At 43.1% G+C, this 20,541-nt stretch carries 13 protein-coding genes; 6 read left to right on the plus strand and 7 right to left on the minus strand.

All coding sequences use genetic code 11. The features are described from left to right. Window positions 1-6: 6 nt before the first annotated feature. Both ACFFGT_RS16140 and ACFFGT_RS16145 read left to right on the plus strand, forming a co-directional pair. On the plus strand, window positions 7-1,077 hold the full coding sequence (locus ACFFGT_RS16140; RefSeq protein ID WP_377023555.1) for a hypothetical protein: 1,071 nt from the start codon (window positions 7-9) through the stop codon (window positions 1,075-1,077). Window positions 1,078-1,372: 295 nt separating this feature from the next. Next, window positions 1,373-2,338, plus strand: coding sequence for a Gfo/Idh/MocA family protein (locus tag ACFFGT_RS16145; RefSeq protein ID WP_377023556.1), 966 nt, complete (start codon window positions 1,373-1,375; stop codon window positions 2,336-2,338). Window positions 2,339-2,650: 312 nt separating this feature from the next. Here the strand turns inward: ACFFGT_RS16145 and ACFFGT_RS16150 are convergent, their stop codons facing one another. The 7 genes from ACFFGT_RS16150 to ACFFGT_RS16180 form a co-directional block, all read right to left on the minus strand. Continuing rightward, window positions 2,651-3,496, minus strand: coding sequence for a metallophosphoesterase family protein (locus ACFFGT_RS16150; RefSeq protein ID WP_377023557.1), 846 nt, complete (start codon window positions 3,494-3,496; stop codon window positions 2,651-2,653). Between the two features lie 170 nt (window positions 3,497-3,666). Next, on the minus strand, window positions 3,667-4,482 hold the full coding sequence (locus ACFFGT_RS16155; protein WP_377023558.1) for a glycerophosphodiester phosphodiesterase family protein: 816 nt from the start codon (window positions 4,480-4,482) through the stop codon (window positions 3,667-3,669). A 23-nt stretch (window positions 4,483-4,505) separates the two neighbouring features. Continuing rightward, window positions 4,506-7,244 (minus strand): hypothetical protein, encoded by a 2,739-nt coding sequence (locus ACFFGT_RS16160; protein WP_377023559.1) that lies wholly within the window; start codon window positions 7,242-7,244, stop codon window positions 4,506-4,508. 39 nt (window positions 7,245-7,283) lie between these two features. Continuing rightward, window positions 7,284-8,378 carry an alkaline phosphatase family protein gene (locus ACFFGT_RS16165; RefSeq protein WP_377023560.1) on the minus strand — a complete coding sequence of 365 codons (1,095 nt, stop codon included), beginning with the start codon at window positions 8,376-8,378 and terminating at the stop codon, window positions 7,284-7,286. Between the two features lie 65 nt (window positions 8,379-8,443). Continuing rightward, window positions 8,444-10,054, minus strand: a complete 1,611-nt coding sequence (locus tag ACFFGT_RS16170) for a SusD/RagB family nutrient-binding outer membrane lipoprotein (RefSeq protein ID WP_377023561.1) — start codon at window positions 10,052-10,054, stop codon at window positions 8,444-8,446. Between the two features lie 17 nt (window positions 10,055-10,071). Beyond that, window positions 10,072-13,368, minus strand: coding sequence for a SusC/RagA family TonB-linked outer membrane protein (locus ACFFGT_RS16175; protein WP_377023562.1), 3,297 nt, complete (start codon window positions 13,366-13,368; stop codon window positions 10,072-10,074). A gap of 178 nt (window positions 13,369-13,546) precedes the next feature. Next, complete coding sequence (locus tag ACFFGT_RS16180; protein WP_377023563.1) at window positions 13,547-14,131, minus strand: phosphonate degradation HD-domain oxygenase; 585 nt, start codon at window positions 14,129-14,131, stop codon at window positions 13,547-13,549. A 251-nt stretch (window positions 14,132-14,382) separates the two neighbouring features. Here ACFFGT_RS16180 and ACFFGT_RS16185 point away from each other — a divergent pair, with 251 nt between their 5' ends. The 4 genes from ACFFGT_RS16185 (at window position 14,383) to ACFFGT_RS16200 (ending at window position 20,408) form a co-directional block, all read left to right on the plus strand. Then, complete coding sequence (locus ACFFGT_RS16185) at window positions 14,383-14,961, plus strand: helix-turn-helix domain-containing protein (RefSeq protein WP_377023564.1); 579 nt, start codon at window positions 14,383-14,385, stop codon at window positions 14,959-14,961. A 230-nt stretch (window positions 14,962-15,191) separates the two neighbouring features. Next, the gene (locus ACFFGT_RS16190) at window positions 15,192-16,529 is read left to right on the plus strand and encodes a DUF5690 family protein (RefSeq protein WP_377023565.1); all 1,338 of its coding nucleotides are present in this window, start codon (window positions 15,192-15,194) and stop codon (window positions 16,527-16,529) included. A gap of 55 nt (window positions 16,530-16,584) precedes the next feature. Then, window positions 16,585-17,721: a TIGR03364 family FAD-dependent oxidoreductase gene (locus ACFFGT_RS16195; RefSeq protein WP_377023566.1), complete on the plus strand. Its 1,137-nt coding sequence runs from the start codon at window positions 16,585-16,587 to the stop codon at window positions 17,719-17,721. Between the two features lie 131 nt (window positions 17,722-17,852). Next, window positions 17,853-20,408, plus strand: coding sequence for a phosphocholine-specific phospholipase C (locus ACFFGT_RS16200; RefSeq protein WP_377023567.1), 2,556 nt, complete (start codon window positions 17,853-17,855; stop codon window positions 20,406-20,408). Window positions 20,409-20,541: the final 133 nt, after the last annotated feature.

A 20,541-nucleotide genomic window follows, 5' to 3' on the forward strand; every position in this document is an offset into this window, starting at 1 on the left:
ATCAATATGAAATTAAAAACGGTCTTACTATCTGCCTCACTGGTATTGTCATCAATTTTATTACTCAACAGCTGCTCACAAAGCGGCAGCAGCAAAACAGATACTAAGAAAACAGCCGCAGCGGTTAAAGGTGATTCGGCCCAGGCCGAAACAGCAGATACACTCAGCGTTAAAAAATCTGACTATCCTCCTATCGATAAAAAGCTGTACGATTCATTGATGAAGTTCAATGCCCATGGCGATACTACCGGCAGATGGCCTGTAAAAAATACCCCTTACCCAATAGGCGGCGCCATTTTACCATTTAAGCGTGTGGTTGCTTTTTATGGTAACCTTTACTCAAAAAAGATGGGCATTTTGGGCGAATTGCCGCCAAACGAAATGCTGGCCAAACTTAAGGGCGAAGTAAAACACTGGGAAAAAGCTGATCCTAAAACTCCGGTACAACCTGCACTGCATTACATAGCAGTTGTAGCCCAGGGCGATGGTGGCAAAGACGGAAAATTCCGCTACCGGATGCCTTTTAAACAGATTGACAGTGTATTGGTACTGGCTAAAAAAGCCCATGCCATCGTATTTTTAGATGTTCAGGTAGCTTTAAGCAATATCCGTGCAGAATTACCGCTGCTTGAAAAATACCTGGAATTACCACAAGTACATTTCGGTATGGACCCAGAATTTTCAATGAAGGACGGAACCCACCCGGGCAAAAAAATAGGTACTTATGATGCAGATGATATCAACTATGTATCAGATTACCTTACCAAAATTGTTAAGAAAAACGGCCTGCCGCCAAAAATCCTTATCGTTCACCGCTTTACTAAAAAGATGGTAACCAACTACAAAAACATCAAATTACACCCTGAAGTTCAATTGGTAATGGATATGGACGGCTGGGGCGAACCTGATTTGAAAACAGGCACCTACCGCTACTTCATTAACCAGGAGCCGGTGCAGTTTACAGGCTTTAAGCTGTTTTACAAAAACGATATTAAAAAAGCACCTCATCACATGCTAACTCCTGAAGAGGTTTTATCAAGATACAAACCATACCCGATTTACATTCAATATCAATAATAGGGTGGTCTTAAGTCGGAAGTCTTAAGCACTAAGTCAAAAGTCCTGAGTAAGTAATAATATATTATTGACTCGGGACTTTTGTTTTTAAAGCGATATTTTCGATGATTGGTAAAAAAGACGTCATTGCGAGGAACGAAGCAATCGCGAACTATACAGGGCGGCTCTGCTAATCGGGGATTATTAATGGCTATAATTTGTTTTCTATAGGTATTAATGAGCTCCCTTCGGTAGGTTGTCTTCGTTCCTCGCAATGACGATAGTAAACAGACTCCTACTTTAGAACTAAAAACTTATGATTAAATGGGGCATCATTGGCTGCGGACGCATTGCGCACAGGTTTATGCAGGGATTTACGGCTGTACCGGATGTGGAGCTTGTGGCATCCTATTCCCGGCGACCGGAAACTGTTACTGCCTTTACTGCACAGTATGGCGGCCTGGCCTGTACCAGCATTGAGGAATTACTGGCCAGCGATATTGACGCCGTTTATATTGCAACTTTGCCGGATAGCCATGCCGCTTATAGTATAGCGGCCCTTAAAGCCGGCAAACATGTACTTTGTGAAAAACCCGTAACAGTTAACCTTACCGAATTGGATGAGGTGCTTGCAGTTGTAAAACAAACAGGTTTGCTTTTTATGGAAGGAATGAAGCCTCCGTTTTTCCCACTGTATAGCAAGCTAAAGGAATACCTGGTTAATGACCCGATTGGCCCCGTGGGTTATGTAAGGGCTGGCTCTGCCGTGGCCGATTGCCCACCCGATCATCCGAATTATAACCTTGAACTTGTTGGAGGCAGTTTGATGGGCATTGCTATTTACGAAGCCTTTTTAGCGCTCGACTGGCTTGGCCCCATGCAGGAGATCCAAACCATGGGCAGGTTTAGCGAAACAGGGATTGACATGTTTGCCATTTTTCAAACACTACATCAAAACGGTTACGCCCAGCTTTATTGCGGCTTTGATATGCATGGCAAAGGCGACGCGCTTATAACAGGCACGCTGGGGCACATAACCATCCACAAAAACTGGTGGAACCCTGCAAAAGCAACTATCAGCTACCTTGATGGCCGCACGGTAGAACTGGATGAACCATTTACCGCTGGGGGGCTCAACTACGAGATCATCCATTTTTGCGAGCTCATAAAACAAGGCAAAACTGAAAGCCCGGTACTCCCCCATGAACTATCCCGGCAAATGATTGCCATGATAGATCAGGCCCGCAACCAAATAGGGCTTAAATATCCGATGGAGCGTTAATAAATAACTACCTTTCCAGCTGGCGCAAGTTTTGTGCGATTGCCTGTGCCGGGATAACTTGTGCCTTCTACTCTATAGAAACTTATAACCGGGTTATCTATTAAGCTGTAATTTTTTTAGAGGGCATTCGGACCAGCATAAGTGAGCATCCCCGCAACCATCGCACAACACTTGCGCCAAAAAAGGACAACATTCAGAAAAGCACAAGTCATCCGCGCTTATATCCCACACACAAGACTTGCGCTAAAAACGGAATTTACAGGGTGAAGAAGATTCTTCGTTCCTCAGAATGACAAAAAGTAAAAGCCGATATTAAAGCTTAGCCGAATTAAGCACCGGATTTTTACTGGCGTTTACCTGGTATGTGTAGATGGCATTTTGCTCATCAACTTCAACTATACGGTAGCCTTTGTAATCGGTACCCCAGTCGCCGCCTATGTGCGAATCGAAAAAATGAGGAAGCTTATCAGTATAGCGCACACCATCCAAAAGGTGGTCGTGTCCGTGAAAAACAGCTTTTACGTTAGGATAAGCGTGCAATAATTCAATGGTTTCGGGGCAATCAACAAATACATCGTTCTTCACCCATTTAGTAGGCGGGATATGCAGCACCACAAAAACGATCTTCTTATCAGCAAATTTATCTAAGGATGCTTTGAGGAAAGCATTATTGGGGCAGGTATAAATACCCTTGGTATCGGCAGTATGGGCCAGTACAAAAGCGATATCACCAAACTCTACCGTGTATTTATCTTCATAACCAAAGGCGTTCTTCCAAACAGTGGCGTCGGCAAAATCATGGTTGCCGGGGATGGTATGGTAGGGAACATTTAACTTATCAAGGTATTTGGTTTTGATCTCCGGGAGCAGGTCCGGGCGATTATGTACCAGGTCGCCATTCACGATTACAAAATCAAGGTGGTTTTTGCTATGATCTTCGTTAAGCCACTTAATCATGTTGCCTGTGTGCAGTGCAAAATCAGTTTCCGGCTGCCCGTAGTGGATATCAGATGCCAGGGCAAACCTCAATTTAAGCTTAGCATTGGTGCCGCGGCTATACCGGTTATTTTCGGCAGCAAAACTGTTAACTGCAGGTAAAAGGCTTAGGGCGGCTACACCTGTTAAGGCTGTACCGAAAAATTCGCGGCGCGAGGTCATAGGTTCTTATTTTATTAGCAAAGGTAGCCTTGTGATGTTAATTAAGGATTAAGAAAATAGCATAAATGTCATTGCGAGCGAAGCGTGGCAATCGCATACTATACAGGGCGGATATGCTTCCGTGCGGTTGCCGCGCTTCGCTCGCAATGACATAGTTTTATATTTAGCCCTTACCGCAGCCCCTTCTCCTTCAAAAATTTCACCAAAGCTGCGGGGTGATCTGTTTGCAAACCTTTCAGGCCTACGGCAAGTGCCTTGTTCCAATCGGCAGGCCCTTCACCAGCGCTTTGGATATCCGGCCAAACCGGGATGTGGTATTCACCGGCCAATGCAACCATATCACTGGTGTATTGACTATACCCTCCGTCCAAAATATCAGGATGATACTGATCAATAAAACTTTTCATACCGGCAGTATTTTTAACACTATCGGGCAGGCTCAGCATCAAGGGCATTTTAGGGGCAGCTTTGCGCCAGCCTGTAAACTGAGCGGCACTGTTAATATAAACCAGCACCTGCTTTTCCATGCCATATTCTTTTATCATTTGATAAGCCTGTTCCGGATCGGCAGCTTTAAAATCAAGATAGATCCCTATCCGGTTTTTACACAATTTCAGGATTTGTTTAAAAGTCGGAATCCGGAATGTCTCTTTACCCGAGGTATCCTTACTCTTTACTTTTAGCTGCAGCAATTCGGCAAGCGTAAAATCTTTCAGCTGGCCTTTGCCATCGGTCATGCGGTTAATACTGCCGTCATGCATGCTTACCAGTTCGCCATCTTTGGTGGTGCGCAGGTCAATCTCTACATAATCTGCCTCGTTTTTGATGGCTTGCTGGTAGGCCTCAAGCGTATTTTCGGGGTATATCACATGATCTCCCCGGTGAGCTGCGATTATAAACTTATGTTTTGATTTCGGGGCAGGGTTTGGATTAAAAAAACCTGTACTCAAAATAAGAGCAATGAATGAAATCAATGAAAATTGCATGTTTTTAAGGAGATAAAGAATTTTTAATTAACTATAGTGCCCGAGGTTTTTTTCCCTTTTTGTTTATAATGATCTTCGCGCTCCCTGTCTTCGTCATCCATCTCGACACTTTTTTTGATTTTGCGCCAGTTGGTGTTTTTGCTGTAGCGGGCCATCGCTTTTTTAGTATCGAATACCCGGGTATCACTTTTATCAAAAGTGTACGGGGTATAATCGGGCTTGTCGGTAAAAAAATCCTGCAATAAGGATGCGGTAACATCATACTGGTTTACATATGGTACACCCAACACGTTATAAATGGTTTTTAATATCGAACCAAAATTGGCATGGGTATGGCTTACATAACCCTTCTTAACATACGGACCGGCCAGCATCAGAATGGAACGATGGGCATCCACATGGTCAACGCCGCCCTGCGGATCATCTTCAGTAATAATTACCAGCATATTTTTCCAGTATTTGGTGTGCGACAGGAAATCAAGTATGCGACCTACAGCCAGGTCATTATCGGCCATGTAAGATTGGCGATACGGATAACCATCTTTGGGCCTTAGGTCTGCGCCGTGATCATTAGGGACCTGCATAGTGATGAGCGATGGCATTTTCTTTTTACCGGTGATCCACATTTTGGTGAACTCACTTTTAAATTGCTCAACCCTAAACTGATCGGGGATGTTGGTATTAAAGCCTGCGTAATTATGACTTGTACGGGTAAATAAAGCTCTTTGCATAGGTACCATAACCAGGTGGGCAGCACCTGTATTGGTATCTTCCCATGTTTCGCGCACATGAGCGGTTTCATTAGCCTCTCCAAAATTATAAAAGTCAACATGCTTACGTTCCAGGGCTTCCCATAAGCCTCCAGTTTCGGCATAATCTTCCGGATCCATACTTCCTGTTGACCCCGGAAAGCGCCTGCCCGGTGCATTAGAAAACAACTTTGCAGTTTTGCTTACGTTTGAATTTGCTTCTACCCATTCGTTTGGAATAACACCCATCATCCAGTGATGCCCGTGTATGGATGCATCGCTATCGCAATAGTAGTTATCAGAAAATGCAAATTGCTGCGCTGCCTTAATATGATTTGGCGAAACTTTTAGCCCCGGAAACTTCACCCGCAAAGCATCGGGCAGGGTATATTCGCAATTAATGCCAAAACGGGCGAGGGTGCTATCGCCCCTGGCATTTTTAAGCTGGCCAAAAACCTCGTCGTAGGTACGATTTTCTTTGGTAATGTAAACAATATACTTTATCGGAGTTGGCGACGCGCCAGGCAATACGGGTAATGGATTTTTAGTATCGGTGGCAACGCTTTTGCTTACAAAGGTATTATTAATAACCTGTTGCGTATAAGCTGCCAGCCGGGCACCATCGGGCATAGCTACTTTTTGAAATGTCCCCAGTTGGATATCGCCAATATACGTACCCTGTGGTGGCGCAACAAAACCGCTGCCCCCATTTGGTCCTGCTCCGTAACCGCGGCAGGAAGTGATATACATCTCCTTTTCATCTGCAGACAGTTTTACCCTTGATGTTCCCCAGCCGGTTGGTATTAAACCTTTAGTTGTTCGGGTGGCAATATCAATTACAGCAACCGCATTAAAGCCCAATAAGGCAACGTATAAAGTTTTTTCGTCTTTACTTAAGCTAATGCCAAAGGGTAATAATCCCCTGAACTTATCAATCCGGCTATTTACCCTGATGGGTATATCACCTAAAAGTTTATGGTTCTTATAATCGATGACCGTGATATTATCATTGGTAGCATTGGTAACATAGGCATAGCTGCTACCAACAGCTATCGAATTAGGACTTGCACCTCCGGTTACCTCGGCGTCTTCCAGCATTTGGCCTATCTGGTGCCCGGTTTTAAATTTATCAACAACCTTATTGGTTGCAAGGTCAATAGTAAAAACACTCATAGCCTCCGGCGATAAAGGGTCACCCACACCGGGTATTTTACGGCCTTCAATCTCTGTTCCCTCCCGCGATTCCTTTGTATTATCACCATAAGGGTGCCGGGAGATCATGATCGAATCGGCATTTTGAGGCGTTGCACCTTTTATCAGCGGATAGGCATACATACCCACATTTGCCACAAACGCAGTTTTTTTATCCGGACTAAGCGCAAGCCCAAATGGTTGCCGGCCAGCATCTATCGAAGCGGTAATCTTTTTTGTTGTCAGGTCAATGCGCACCAGGCGAAAGTTGCCACGATCTAAAACCAGTAATTCATTATTTTCCGCATTTAACAACAAGTCAGACGTAAAGCTGTCGTCATAATCTTTATTACCCACTTTCCCGTTTAGCGAGAGTGAATCGATCTTTTTAAATCTTTCAGCATCATAAATAATAACGGCTCCATTATCTCCGCCACTGAGGTACAGTGTTTTTGAATCGGGCGAAAAAGCGACACCCAAAAATGATCCGTTACTTAAAGGGGATTTGATAGTTTTATCGTAGCTGGGTACCCTGACAGCATCCATAGTAGCCAGATCAATAATGGTAATCACTCCGTTATGTAAGGTAACGGCCTTTTTCCCATCGGGCGATATTGATAAACCGAAGGGATCATGCGTAATACGCAATGTTTTACCCGCCGGCGTTATAAATCTACCGCTTGGCAAAACCGAAGCACCGTTTGTATTTATGTTGCAATACTCGTTAACGCCCGGCACCTGCAAAATACTTACCTGCTTTTGGGCAAATACGCCGCAAATTGTGCTCGTTAAAATCGCGGTAGCTAAAAATACTTTGTTCATCGTCCACTCTTTTAAATACTTACCGTTATAACGTATAGTTTATTTGCCTGTAACACTACCTATAGCATCGCCTACCTCATGACCGGCAGCAGCTTTAAAATCAAAGCCCAATAAATTGGCTATAGTTTGGGCCAGTTGTTTATGATAAGTTGTTTCGGGCAGTTTCATTTCGCCTGAGGCGGAGGTATCAGGGCCGATAACCGCAAACCAGGTTTGCTCCGAATGTAATACGTCTGATCCGTGATCGTGCCATTTTTTCATTGGCTCGTCGCCCCTGCCGTGATCACAAGTAATGATCAGGGTAGTTTTATTTTTATACATTGGATCGGCTTGTATATAATCCCAAAGCTGTTTTATAAAACCATCTTCCTGCTTAACACGGTCAAGATAAAATCCGTAATTGCCTGCGTGGGCTAAATCATCCGGCTCATCGAATGAAACATATAGTGCGCGCGGCTTGTACTGCATCATATAGTTTTTTGCAAACTCAAACGTCAGAAAATCGATCCGGGTTGAATCGCTGATATAACGAGGGACTTCCAGCTGCAGTTCATTCAGGTGTTTCAGGCGGTCGTTCATACCAGGAACATCCAAAGGCATAAAACCGGCGTTAACTAAAATACCGGCACGTTTAGGGCTCAGGATCTGCGAAAAGCGCTCCCATGATGCAAATGCAGCCACTTTGTTTTCAAAACCTTTTTGCTTGTTTAAAAACTCAAGTAAGTTCATATTAGGATTGTAAATAGCCTCATTGGTGTTCATCCGCCTATCAGGGAAACCGGTAAATATTTCATTATATCCCGGATATGAAAAATGATATGGATTGGCAACTTCATCCTTGCTGCCCAGATCCCGGTTGCCATACAATTTCCCTTTTTCAACCAAGGTACTCCAGAAAAAAGGCATGAGCAATTTACGACGATCAGCTGTAACATCCGTCCAGAAATTTTTACGCGCCGCATTTTTGTCCTGTGTATCATTGGAGTTGATAATTGCCGAATCCGCACCACGGAAAACTTCCTGCCAGCGCAGTCCATCGATAGTTACAATCACCACATTTTGTGTTTTGTGCGTTTGCGCAAAAAGTGTTGTAAAAGATGCTGCAAACAGCACCATTAAGATTAGCTTTTTCATAGGTTTTGTTTAATGAACAAAGGCCCCAACTAAGGGGCCTTTATATAGTATTAATTACGATTCAGTTATTTAAGCAACCACATAACACCATTGATGTCATCAGTGCCGCCATACTGGTTTGTTAATGCAGCTTTATAATTTGTAGCATTAACGGTACGTTCTGACGTTGGATACTCAAAACGTTTAGGGATACGGCTGCTATTACCTGTACCTGGCCCTGTAGTAAAGGTTGGGACACCGGTACGGCGGTAGTTAAAGTAAGCCTCTAAACCTGAGTGACGGAACATGGCAAGATATTTTTGCTGTAATATTTGAGTAAGACCTGTTGTGCCATCGGCGTATTTTACAGTTGGTTGTGCATAATACGTTGTCCAGTTTACAGTAACCGGGAACACGTCATAACTTGACTGATCAGCAGGTCCTTTTGTTGCACCTGGTCTGTAAAAATAGGCAGAGAAGATACTTGCACCGGCAACTGTTGGGATACCGTAATATTGGTACGATGCCTGGATGCCGTTAACATAATAGGTTTCAGCATTGCCTGAAGCCCAACCACGGTTAATACCTTCGGCAATGTTGAACATCAGTTCAGGGTAACCGATCTGGATGCTTGGCTCACCGATATAAGTTGAATAGAAGTGTTTACGGTTGATGAATGAATAACGCTGTAAAGTTGCGTTGTTGTACATCACACCAAGGTCAAGGCCCGGATCAGCACCAACAAATGAATTAAAGCTTGTTGGGCTTTGTTTCAGGGTATCAACCAGGTAACGTGAAGGCTCGGCAGTTACAAAAACCCTTGGATCTTTCAAATTAGTAAGCAAACCTATATAGGTAGCTGATGAATTTTGCCTTGATCCGTTTTGACCAAAGTTATCAGGGTTTTGAGGATAGTAGTTACTTGGTGCTACAAACTTATATTGCAGGTTATCGTCAGAGCTGGTCATGACAGGATATTTAGCCGGGTTACCAACAATAGCAGCAAACTGCGATTTTACATCAATATCGGCAGTTTTTTTACTTAATTCAAGCAACAACCTGATACGGAAGGTATTTACTGTTTTTTGCCATTTTGAAAGATCATTACCAAAATAAATATCATTTGATAATGTAGCACCAACACCTGTACCTCCTGCATTCGGATTAGCAATCAGCGCTGTCATATCGGTATTTGCAGCCTCAAGCCATGCCAAACACTGTACCATTACGTCTTTCTGCGCATCATATTTCGGAGTAAGGTTATCCAAACCTTTTAACGCGTCGGTCATTGGGATATCACCTTCTTCCAGGCTCATTTTGCTGAAGAAGTAGGCCCTGAAAAATTTACCCAAAGCCTCATATGGATTTACAGCCGCACCACCGGTTGCTGCAGCACGTTGCTCCATAACTACTACGTTTTTTAACGTATTGTAGTAATTGTCGCCACCGTTGGCAAAGCCATCATAACGGTTATTACCATAATAATCATAGTTATAAATGTAATACTGGCCGTAGATCTCATCTTCTGATTGAGGCAAATCGGCCATTTTGTTGAGGATGCCATTGAATAATAACGATGCCGGAACAACGCTTGGTACATTATTATTTTTGGTAAGGTCCTCAAAACTTTTTTTACATCCGGTTACTGTTAGCAAAGCAAACGCCGGCAGTATTAAAATTCTAAATATCTTTTTCATAATCATCGTATGTTTTATTAGAATGATACATTTAAGTTAAAACCATAGCTACGTACTGTAGGCGACTGCAATACAGTTGAAGAAGTAGCATAGTTATACTGATCTAAATCCACATCCTTGAAGCGTTTGTCTCCGTAGAAGTATAAAAGGTTACGGCCATAAACCGATACCGATGCTTTTCTGATGAATGATTTATCAAGCCATGCTTTAGGGAAATCATAACCAAGCGTTACTTCACGAAGTTTTGAGAAGGTTTTGCTCATCAAGTTTGATTCATCAACATTGTAATATTTACTTACATAATCCTGTACCAATGCTGTTTGCTTATTAGGAGCATATTGTAAAGCACCATAGTTGGTAATTTTACCCGTGGCAGGATCGTAGTTGATAGCTGCACCGTTTGATACAGTTACACCCTCACCTACATAGCTGCCGTTATAACCTTTTTTACCAAAGTTTTGCCAGTCTTTATAACGGGCATCACCAAGTGCACCTGTTGCGGTTTCAATGTTAGCACCACCACGCATGGTTTTATTGTGCATGTAATCGATGATCACACCACCAACCGAACCATCAAACTGGAAACCCAGGTTAAAGTTTTTGTAATGCAATTTGTTGGCAAAGCTCCATGAGTATTTGGCATTTTCATTACCTAAATATTGTGGTACCGGCAATGCCAATGGTTTACCGGCAGCATCATTAATGATCTGTCCTGTTGGTGTTCTGGCAAAAGCAGTACCATATAGTTTATCGGTGCGATCGCCTTTTTTGAAGAAAGTTTGGTAAGAATCCTGACCCGGAGGCAGTTCTTCGTAAACGTCTTTAAAGGTTGATACGTTAACTAAAACATTCCAGCCAAAGCCGCCAAGGTTTTTGATCGGAGTGCCTTCCAATGAAAACTCGTAACCGGTTTTCTTGGTTTTTAAAGCGTTAAGATATAAAGTAGTGTAGCCAGTAGATGTTGAGATAGAGTTAGCCAAAATCTGCGGACCGTCGATGTACTGGAACGTCGTTGCCGATAAACCTAAACGGTTTTGCAAAAATTTGATATCGAAACCTTCCTCGTAGTTAACACGGGTTGAGGTTTTGATGTTGTTTTGGTATAAAAAGTCAGATGCAGAGGCTGCAGGCTGGCTGTTATATGGTTTGCTTGTTAAATAGAATGGGTTAAGCTGATAGCTTGGGCCGTTATAAGGCGAGTTATAAGTACTGCCGTAACCAAGCGGGTTTAAGAATAACGGATTTGAATTTGGGTTGCTGGTAGTAGTTGAACCGCCGTAAACCGAAATTGCATTAAAAGGAGCAGGGCCAATGGTTGGGCTTGAAGCATCGGCTTTTACTGTTGAATAAGATGCCCTTGCTTTTAAGAACGATATAACTTCGGGCAGTTTAATATAATCAGAAATTACAGTTGCTGCCGATACACTTGGATAGTAATAGGTAGTTACGTTTTGGAAAGCCGATGATTTATCTACACGGCCGGTGCTTGATAAGGTAGCATATTTACCAAATGTAGCATCAATTGAGTAGTAACCGCTTAGTACACGCTCTGCGGATGAGAAGTTGGTTGACTGAACAGCATTTTTTGAGTTACTGAAAGCATAAACTTCAGGTACGTTCAAATAATCTGTTGATGTCCAGCTTGAGTTGTAGTTGAAGCTGCGCAGGTTTGAACCAACTAAACCTGATAAATTCACGAAGTTTTTGATAGTGTAGTTATAGTTAACAAATAACTCGGTGTTGTTATCAAACAGGTTACGGCGGTCTTCGCGGTAATCGCCCTGGTTACCTTCACGACCGTAAGGGTGGGCCGAGAATGGCAGGTCTTCAGTACGCAGGATGTTATAAGTATCAATTTGTGAACGTAAAGTAACGTTTAAGTTATCGTTGATCTTGAAGTTTCCTGACAAGTAACCATAAACGTCATTTTTGTAGTGCCCGCGTGTCCATTTTTCTGTTAACAGGTAAGGATTATGGTAACGGGTATACTCGGCAAACACCGATTGTACGCCTTCTTTACCTGGCTGCCAAATAGCTTTGATATCAGGTGCGTTGATATTCCAATCGGCGCCGGTCCATACAGCAATGTTATAGATGATACTGTTAGGGCCGTACTGTACGTCTGGAAAGTTATCAGTTGATTGCCTGTTGAAATCAACGTTAGCTTCAAATTTCCAACGTTTTGTAGGAGTGAATTGAGCGTAAAAGTTAGCATTGGCTATATCCAGGTATTGAGAAGGGATATAGCTTGTTTGGTGCTGTTGTGAAACCGAAAAACGGGTTACGTAAGTATCACCAACCGAACCTAATGAAATGTTGTTGTTGAATTGGTAGCCCTTTTGCAAAAAGTTTTTCAGGTTGTCCTTACCACGTGCAACCCACGGAGTACCCTGGCGAACGCCATTAACAACCGGGCTGTCATACTGAGGGATCAACTGACCTGCAAAATACGGGCCCCAAACGTCATAATCACTATCCACACCACCTGGTGCGCCACCTTTACCATCAACAAAGGTATAAAAGGTGTTTTCGCCCGGACCAAATGAGCTTTGTGTACGCGGGAAAGCAAGGAAGCCGGTGTTCATTACCGTACTGCTGTTTATATCAACCGTTAAACCTTTTTTGTTTTTCTCGCCTTTTTTGGTGGTGATCAAAATCGCACCGTTTTGTGCACGGCTACCGTAAAGTGCCGCAGCCGAAGGGCCTTTTAACACGGTGTAAGTTTCAATGTCATCAGGGCTGATGTTATAGGTATCAGTATTAATAGGAAAACCATCCACTACATATAATGAAAGCGCGTTACCCCTGATTAATACAGAAGGATTACCCAATAACTCGGCCGATGGCCCTACTGATAAACCAGCCACTTTACCTGTTAAACCTGTAATAGGGTTAGGGTCGCGGGCGGTAGTAACATCAGCACCATTTACTGATTGGGTTGAGTAACCGATACGCCTGGTTTCTTTTTTAACACCAAGGGCTGTTACAACAACCTCGTTAAGGGCTTTGCTGTCGCCAATCAGGCTTACGTTTATAATTGTTTTATTATCAACCACTACATAAACAGGCGCATAACCTACAAACGAGTAAATAAGCGTTTGGCCTGCATTTGCAGTAATGCTGTAATGACCGTCAATATCAGTAACGGTGCCTTTGTTCTGATCTTTGATCTTTACACTTACGCCAGGCAGCGGCAAGTGTTGGTCATCGGTAACAGTACCGCTTATTTTGGTTTGTCCGAATAAAATAGATGGAGCTACGCAAAATAATAAAACCGTTATTACGGCTCTTAATCTCTGGTAAATCTTGTTCATCTGCTAAAGTTTAAGGGTGAAATATTTGATTTTTTCATACAGCAATACTAAACTTTGTTTATTATTAGTAAACCAATTTAGTATTAAGCTATACTTAATTTGATGTTCACCCTGTGTTAAGCAGGCGATTTTTGTAACAAACAGGTTATAAATTAGTCACAAAAACTTAATATGACGTTTACCCATTCACCAATTGCAGGTGCGCCAGGGCCATAGCTTTTAAGTGATCTATGTTATTTACAGGCACGTGCATTTCCTTTGCCATGTCATCCCAGTAGCGCAACCTGATAATCAGTTCTGCATCCTGGTTCAATTCAAATTCGGCAGCTTCCTCGGCAGTCATCACGCCCCCCTGAAATTCAAGTGTCGTTTTGCTGGCATCCGAAAGGCGGTTATAATATTCGGGATATTTATAGGTAAGATATCTTTTGGCAATCACATGGCCCTGTACCAGATTGGCAACCCGTTCAGAAAAGCCGCGCTCAAGCAAGTAGTCGGCACCCAGCTGCTCATGGTCAACATTGCCCATACCATCCATGCTGCCTGCTTCTTCAGCATCGGCACAAAGATGGCCTATATCATGAAAAAATGCGGCAAGCACTACTTCGTCATCATAGCCTTCGGCCTGGGCCAGTGATGCAGCCTGCGACATATGCTCCAATTGCGAAACAGGCTCTCCTATATAATCGGCATCGCCAAATTTTTCGTATAACGAAAATACTTCATCAACCACAGCTTTCGGATTATATTGAGATGGTGCCATACTCCTAAAATTTTTCGCTGCAAATAAACAGGATAAAGGTTATTAAAATATTAAATGTTTATGAATTATAGGCACAGGTACTTACATTTAAGAATTTGTTAACACAAGTACCACCACATAACTATTTAAACTAAAACACCTTTTGTTCGTAAAAGGTAAACATCGTGATACTTATATACTATGGTAACAAAAAAATCATTTTGGATAAATAACCCGATTAATTACTTTGCACACCTAATAAACTGCTATAAATGGAAGAAGACATACTGATACAGATCAGTAACCGGATAAAGGAACGCCGCCGCGAAAAAAATATAACTGTACAGGAACTTGCCGTAAGGGCCAACGTAAGTAAAGGCCTGATCTCACAAATTGAAAATAGCCGCACTATCCCCTCACTCATTGTGCTGATAGATATTATTAAAGCACTGGAGATAGATTTGAATGAGTTTTTTAAAGATATGCGTTCCAAAAGTGACCATCTACCGATTTTGGTAAAGCGCAAACACGAATACGATCATTTTGAAAAAGAACATGCGGATGGTTTTCATTACCAGCGCATCTTTACACAATCAATAAGCCAGAGTACTGTTGATATTGTAATACTTGAGCTTGAACCGGATGCCACGCGTCCGCTTGTTGAAACCGAGGCATTTGAATATAAATATATATTGGCAGGCCAGATAGCCTACCAGTTTAATGATGATATCATAACCCTTAACCAGGGCGATAGCATGCTTTTTGACGGGCGCATACCACATACCCCAAAAAACACAGGTGATGCTACAGCCAGCATGCTGGTGATTTATTTTTTTGAAGAAAAGAAGTAGGATGGTGTGTAGTTTATTAAGTTGATTAGGTGAATGGTTTTTCAATGCAGAGACGCATTATACGCGCTTGGGTTGGGTTATAAAAATGAAAACTAACCACTACTCACCTAATCAACCACTCTCTTCTTCACACAACCTTAACACTAATTTAGTTTAATCTTAATAAAAAAAGTTTAGTATTGCTAAACAATTATGTTTATTATTATGAGCACAAAATTAGTTGTATTTTTATGAGGCTGATTGAAAGCTTACGTGCAAAAGTAGCCCAATGGCCTTACGCACTGATCTCAGTTTTGGCAGCGGTTTCGGCCTTCGGAACGTATACCTCTATGTATGCATTTCGGAAGGCATTTGCAGCAGGTACCTTTACCGGCCACGAGTATTTTCATATTAACTATAAAGTTTGGCTGGTTATAGCGCAGGTTATAGGCTATATGGCCAGCAAATTTTATGGTATAAAATTCATAGCCGAAGTAAACAGCAAAAACCGCGCTCGTTATATTTTAACGTTGATAGGCATAGCCTGGGCAGCCCTGCTTGCTTTTGCCTTTGTACCTGCTCCATGGGGTATTATGTTCCTTTTCATAAACGGTTTTCCACTGGGGCTTATTTGGGGCTTAGTGTTCGGCTATCTCGAAGGCCGCCGCTCAACCGAATTTATGGCATCGGTATTATCCATCAGCCTTATTTTTGCATCGGGCTTTGTAAAAACCAAGGGGAAGAACCTGATAGATGTATTTCATGTAAATGAATATTTTATGCCCTTTTTAACCGGGGCATTATTCGCTTTACCCCTTTTATTTTTTGTGGGATGCATGGAACTTATCCCTCCGCCTACCGAAGAAGATAAGCGCTTAAGGGCCGAACGTACGCCGATGAATGCCTCTGAGCGTAAACAATTCATCATCCGCTTTTTACCGGGTATTATACTCACCCTCATTGTTTATGTACTGCTCACCATTATGCGCGATGTGCGTGATAATTTTGAGGTGGAGATCTGGGCCAGTCTTGGCGTTAAGGATAACAGCGTTTTTACCACTACTGATATTAAAATTTCGCTGGTAGTATTGGTAGCCATGAGCCTGCTAATCCTGGTACGTAAAAACCTCCGTGCCTTCAGCATTATTCATTTAATGATCATTGGCGGCTGTGTACTGGTAGGTGTATCAACCATCATGTTTACCCTTAAAATGATGAGCCCAACTTCATGGATGACCTGCGTAGGCCTTGGCCTGTACCTGGGCTATGTGCCCTACAACGCCATATTTTTTGAACGGATGATAGCCTCGTTCCACTACAAAAGTAATGTGGGCTTTATCATGTACGTTGCCGATTCGATGGGTTACCTGGGCAGCGTAAGCGTTTTACTGGTAAAAGAGCTTGGCAGGCCGTCAATCAGCTGGGGTGCCTTTTTCCAGGAGGGCGTAATGATAGTAGCACTGGTGGGCGCCGTTTGCGGTGCGCTGTCACTCATCTACTTTTTGCAAAGCGCTTCACGTGATAAAAAAAAGTTGAGTGAAGACGAAGATAGCGGGGAACAGACGTTAAGCCTTAATCCCGTCACCTAAATAAAATCAAGGTATTAAAATTTCGATACCAGTGAACAAATGAACTATTGAACCAATGAACAATAATAAGAGTGCAATAATCATAGGCGCAGGCATAGTAGGTTTGGCTACAGCCCGTGCTTTGGCCATTCGCGGCTACAAGGTAACCGTATTTGAGCGTAACGAACGTGCCGTAGGCGCTTCAATCCGTAACTTTGGCATGGTGTGGCCTATAGGCCAGGCTACCGGGCCAATGTATGAGCGCGCCATGCTGTCAAAAAGCATTTGGAAAACAGTTTGCGCCGAAGCCAACATCTGGCATGATGAAGTTGGCTCATTACACCTTGCCTATCATGACGATGAATTGCAGGCCATTGAGGAATATGTTGAAGTAAACCATCAATACCGTGATTGTGCAGTACTTGATCCGCGTGCAACCCTAAGCAAATCTCCCGCCGTAAATACCGATGGCTTAAAAGGCGCGTTATGGAGCGGTGATGAAATGATCATTGAATCGCGTGTGGCTGTTGGACAAGTAGCCCAATACCTTGCCGATAAATTTGGCGTTGAATTTCATTGGAACACTGCCATTAGCTGTATTGAACATCCAAAAGTAAGCGCTGGCACTCAAAGCTGGGAAGCCGACGAGATCTATGTTTGCAGCGGGGCCGATTTTGAAACACTATATCCCGAACTATTTGCCCAAACGCAAATTACCAAATGCAAGCTGCAAATGATGCGATTGGTTACCCAACCTGATGAATGGCGCATTGGTCCGTCATTATGCGGTGGCTTATCTATGATCCACTACCCTGGCTTCCAGACGGCGGCTTCATTGCCTGCTTTACGCAAGCGCTATGAAGAGCAATATGCTACGCACCTGAAATGGGGGATCCACGTAATGGTATCACAAAACGGAAGCGGTGAGCTTACCATCGGCGATTCGCACGAATATGGCCTGGTTCATGACCCTTTCGATAAGGAATTTATTAATAATTTGATAATCGAATACTTACATACATTCGCCAATTTTAAAGACTGGAAAATGCTGCAGTCATGGCATGGGATCTATCCTAAAATGACCAACGGCGCATCCGAACTGATAGTAGATATTGAGCCCGGTGTAACCCTCATCAATGGTCTTGGCGGTAACGGCATGACACTGTCATTTGGTCTTTGTGAGCAGGTAATTGCGCAGCGGAAGGACAGTTAGATCGTGGTTGATAGTTCATGGATCATAGATTTTAAAACTAAGAAACATGATCTATCGTTCATTTGCCATCGACAAAAAATAAAACAACCATGATCTATGAACCATAGACCATGAACTAAAAACAAATACACATGTCTGATTCAAGGAGAGATTTTCTTAAAAAAGCGGCGTTATTAACCGGAGCAGCCGGTCTCGCCAGCGTTTTACCCGAATCTATTCAAAAAGCAATGGCCATTAACCCGGCACCGGGCAGCACCTATATGGATGCTGAGCATATCGTGATCCTGATGCAGGAAAACCGCTCGTTTGATCATACTTACGGGATGCTTAAAGGGGTACGCGGTTATAACGACCCGCGCGCTATCGATCTGCCAAATAAAAATAAGGTTTGGCTGCAGTCAAACAAAAAAGGCGAAACCTACGCCCCTTTCCATCTTGATATCAAAAATACCAAGGCAACCTGGATGAGCTCATTACCGCATTCATGGGCCAACCAGGTAAATGCCCGTAACGATGGTAAGTTTGACCAATGGCTTAACGTTAAACGTAACAGTATCAGGGAATACTCAAACATGCCTTTAACCATGGGTTTCCACAACCGTGAGGATATTCCTTTTTACTATGCATTGGCCGACGCATTTACCGTTTGTGATCAAAATTTTTGCTCATCATTAACAGGCACCAACCCAAACAGGCTATATTTCTGGAGCGGTACCGTCCGTGCCGAGCAGCATGAAAACTCCCTTGCACACGTTTGGAACGATGATATGGATTATGGCACCCTGAATTGGGCTACCTTCCCCGAGCGTTTGGAAGATCATAACATATCATGGAAACATTATCAAAACGAAATTGCCATTGATACCGGCTTAGAGGGCGAAGAAGATCCGTGGCTGTCAAATTTCCAGGATAACCCGCTGGAGTTTTTTGGTCAGTATAACATTAAATTGTACGATAAGCATATAGCCCATCTGCAAAAAAAATCAACTGTTTTGCCTGATGAAATAGCAGCCCTTGAAAAGCAAATTGCTGCTTTGCCTGCCGGCGATGCGCATATCGACCATTTGCAAAAGCAACTTAAGCAAAAGCAGCGCGACCTGGAAAACACCAAAAAGGATATGGCAAGCCTTGATCCGGGTAAATTTGCAAGCCTGTCACAACGCGAAAAAAACTTGCACCAAAAAGGTTTTGTAACCAATACCAACGACCCGCATTACCGTACTTTAAGTCCGCTGAAATATAATGACGATGGTACCGATCGCGAAGTGCTTGTACCCAAAGGCGATGTGTTGCACCAATTCCGTGCCGATGTAAAAGGCGGTCAATTACCAACTGTAAGCTGGTTATCAGCCCCTGAGCATTTTTCTGATCACCCAAGTTCGGCCTGGTATGGCGCATGGTATGTATCCGAAGTACTGGACATCCTTACACAAAACCCTGAGGTTTGGAAAAAGACGGTTTTCATTTTAGCATACGATGAAAACGATGGTTACTTTGACCACGTGCCTCCGTTCACTGCGCCAAATCCTCATAAACCGGGTACTGGTAAGGTATCTGAAGGAATTGACCCAAGCGTTGAATTTGTTACTTTAGAACAGGAAAAAGCCCGCAACAACTTCCCCGAAGTATTTGACCGCGAAAGCTCGATAGGCTTAGGTTTCCGTGTTCCCTTGGTAATTGCTTCACCATGGAGCCGGGGCGGCTGGGTGAACTCCGAAGTATTTGACCACACCTCAACACTGCAATTTTTAGAGAACTTTTTAAGCCGCAAAACCGGTAAAAAAGTAACCGAGCCAAATATCAGCGAGTGGCGCCGTACCGTTTGCGGTGACCTTTCAAGTGTTTTTCGCCCGTACAACGGCGAGAAGATCGAAAACCCTGAGTTTGTTGCCAGAGAAGCATTTTTAGAAAGCATCCACAAAGCACAATTCAAAAAACTTCCCTCAGATTATAAGCTGCTTACTGCCGATGAAATTGTGCAGATCAATAAAGATCCGCATTCATCGCCATATATGCCGCAACAGGAAAAAGGGATCAAGCCATCATCGGCACTGCCCTACCAGTTATATGCAGATGGTAAACTGAGTGCTGATAAAAAATCGTTCGAAATTAAATTTACTGCAAGTAACAAGGCTTTTGGTGTTAAAGCGTTAGGCTCACCATTTAACGTATATGCTCCCGGCAAATACGCAACCATGGCCGATCCACAGAAAATGGAAGACCTGCGCACCTGGGCTTATACCGTTAAAGCCGGAGATACCCTGGCTGATGTATGGCCTTTACACGAGTTTGAAAACGGCGAATACCATTTGCGTACCTATGGTCCTAACGGCTTCTTCCGCGAATACCAGGGCAACGCCGCCGATCCAATGGTTGATATTGTTTGCGAATATGAGCAGGTTGCCGGCAAACTAACCGGTAATGTTAGCCTGAAACTAACCAACCATACCAACAAAGCACAAACCATTACAGTAGCCGACCGTGGTTATAAAACCGGAGATCATAAAATACCTGTAAAAGCAGGTGCAAGCACCACCATCGCTTTAAGCTTAAATAAAAGTCATGGCTGGTATGATTTCAGTACGAAAGTTGAGGGATTTGAAAGCTTTGCAAAACGCTTTGCAGGCCGGGTAGAAACAGGCAAATCAAGCTTTAGTGACCCGTTGATGGGGAAAGCATTAGTATAATATTGAAAATTTTACAAGGCAAAGCCGGGCTGTTTAGTCCGGCTTTTCAGTTTTGAAAACTTTTTGAACAGCTATTAAATAAAATCACTCCCGTTGACTTTAACTTTATGAACTGCATATGACATTCATTTAT

Origin of the sequence: Mucilaginibacter angelicae, from assembly GCF_042434235.1 — a bacterium.
GTDB classification, from domain to species: domain Bacteria; phylum Bacteroidota; class Bacteroidia; order Sphingobacteriales; family Sphingobacteriaceae; genus Mucilaginibacter; species Mucilaginibacter angelicae.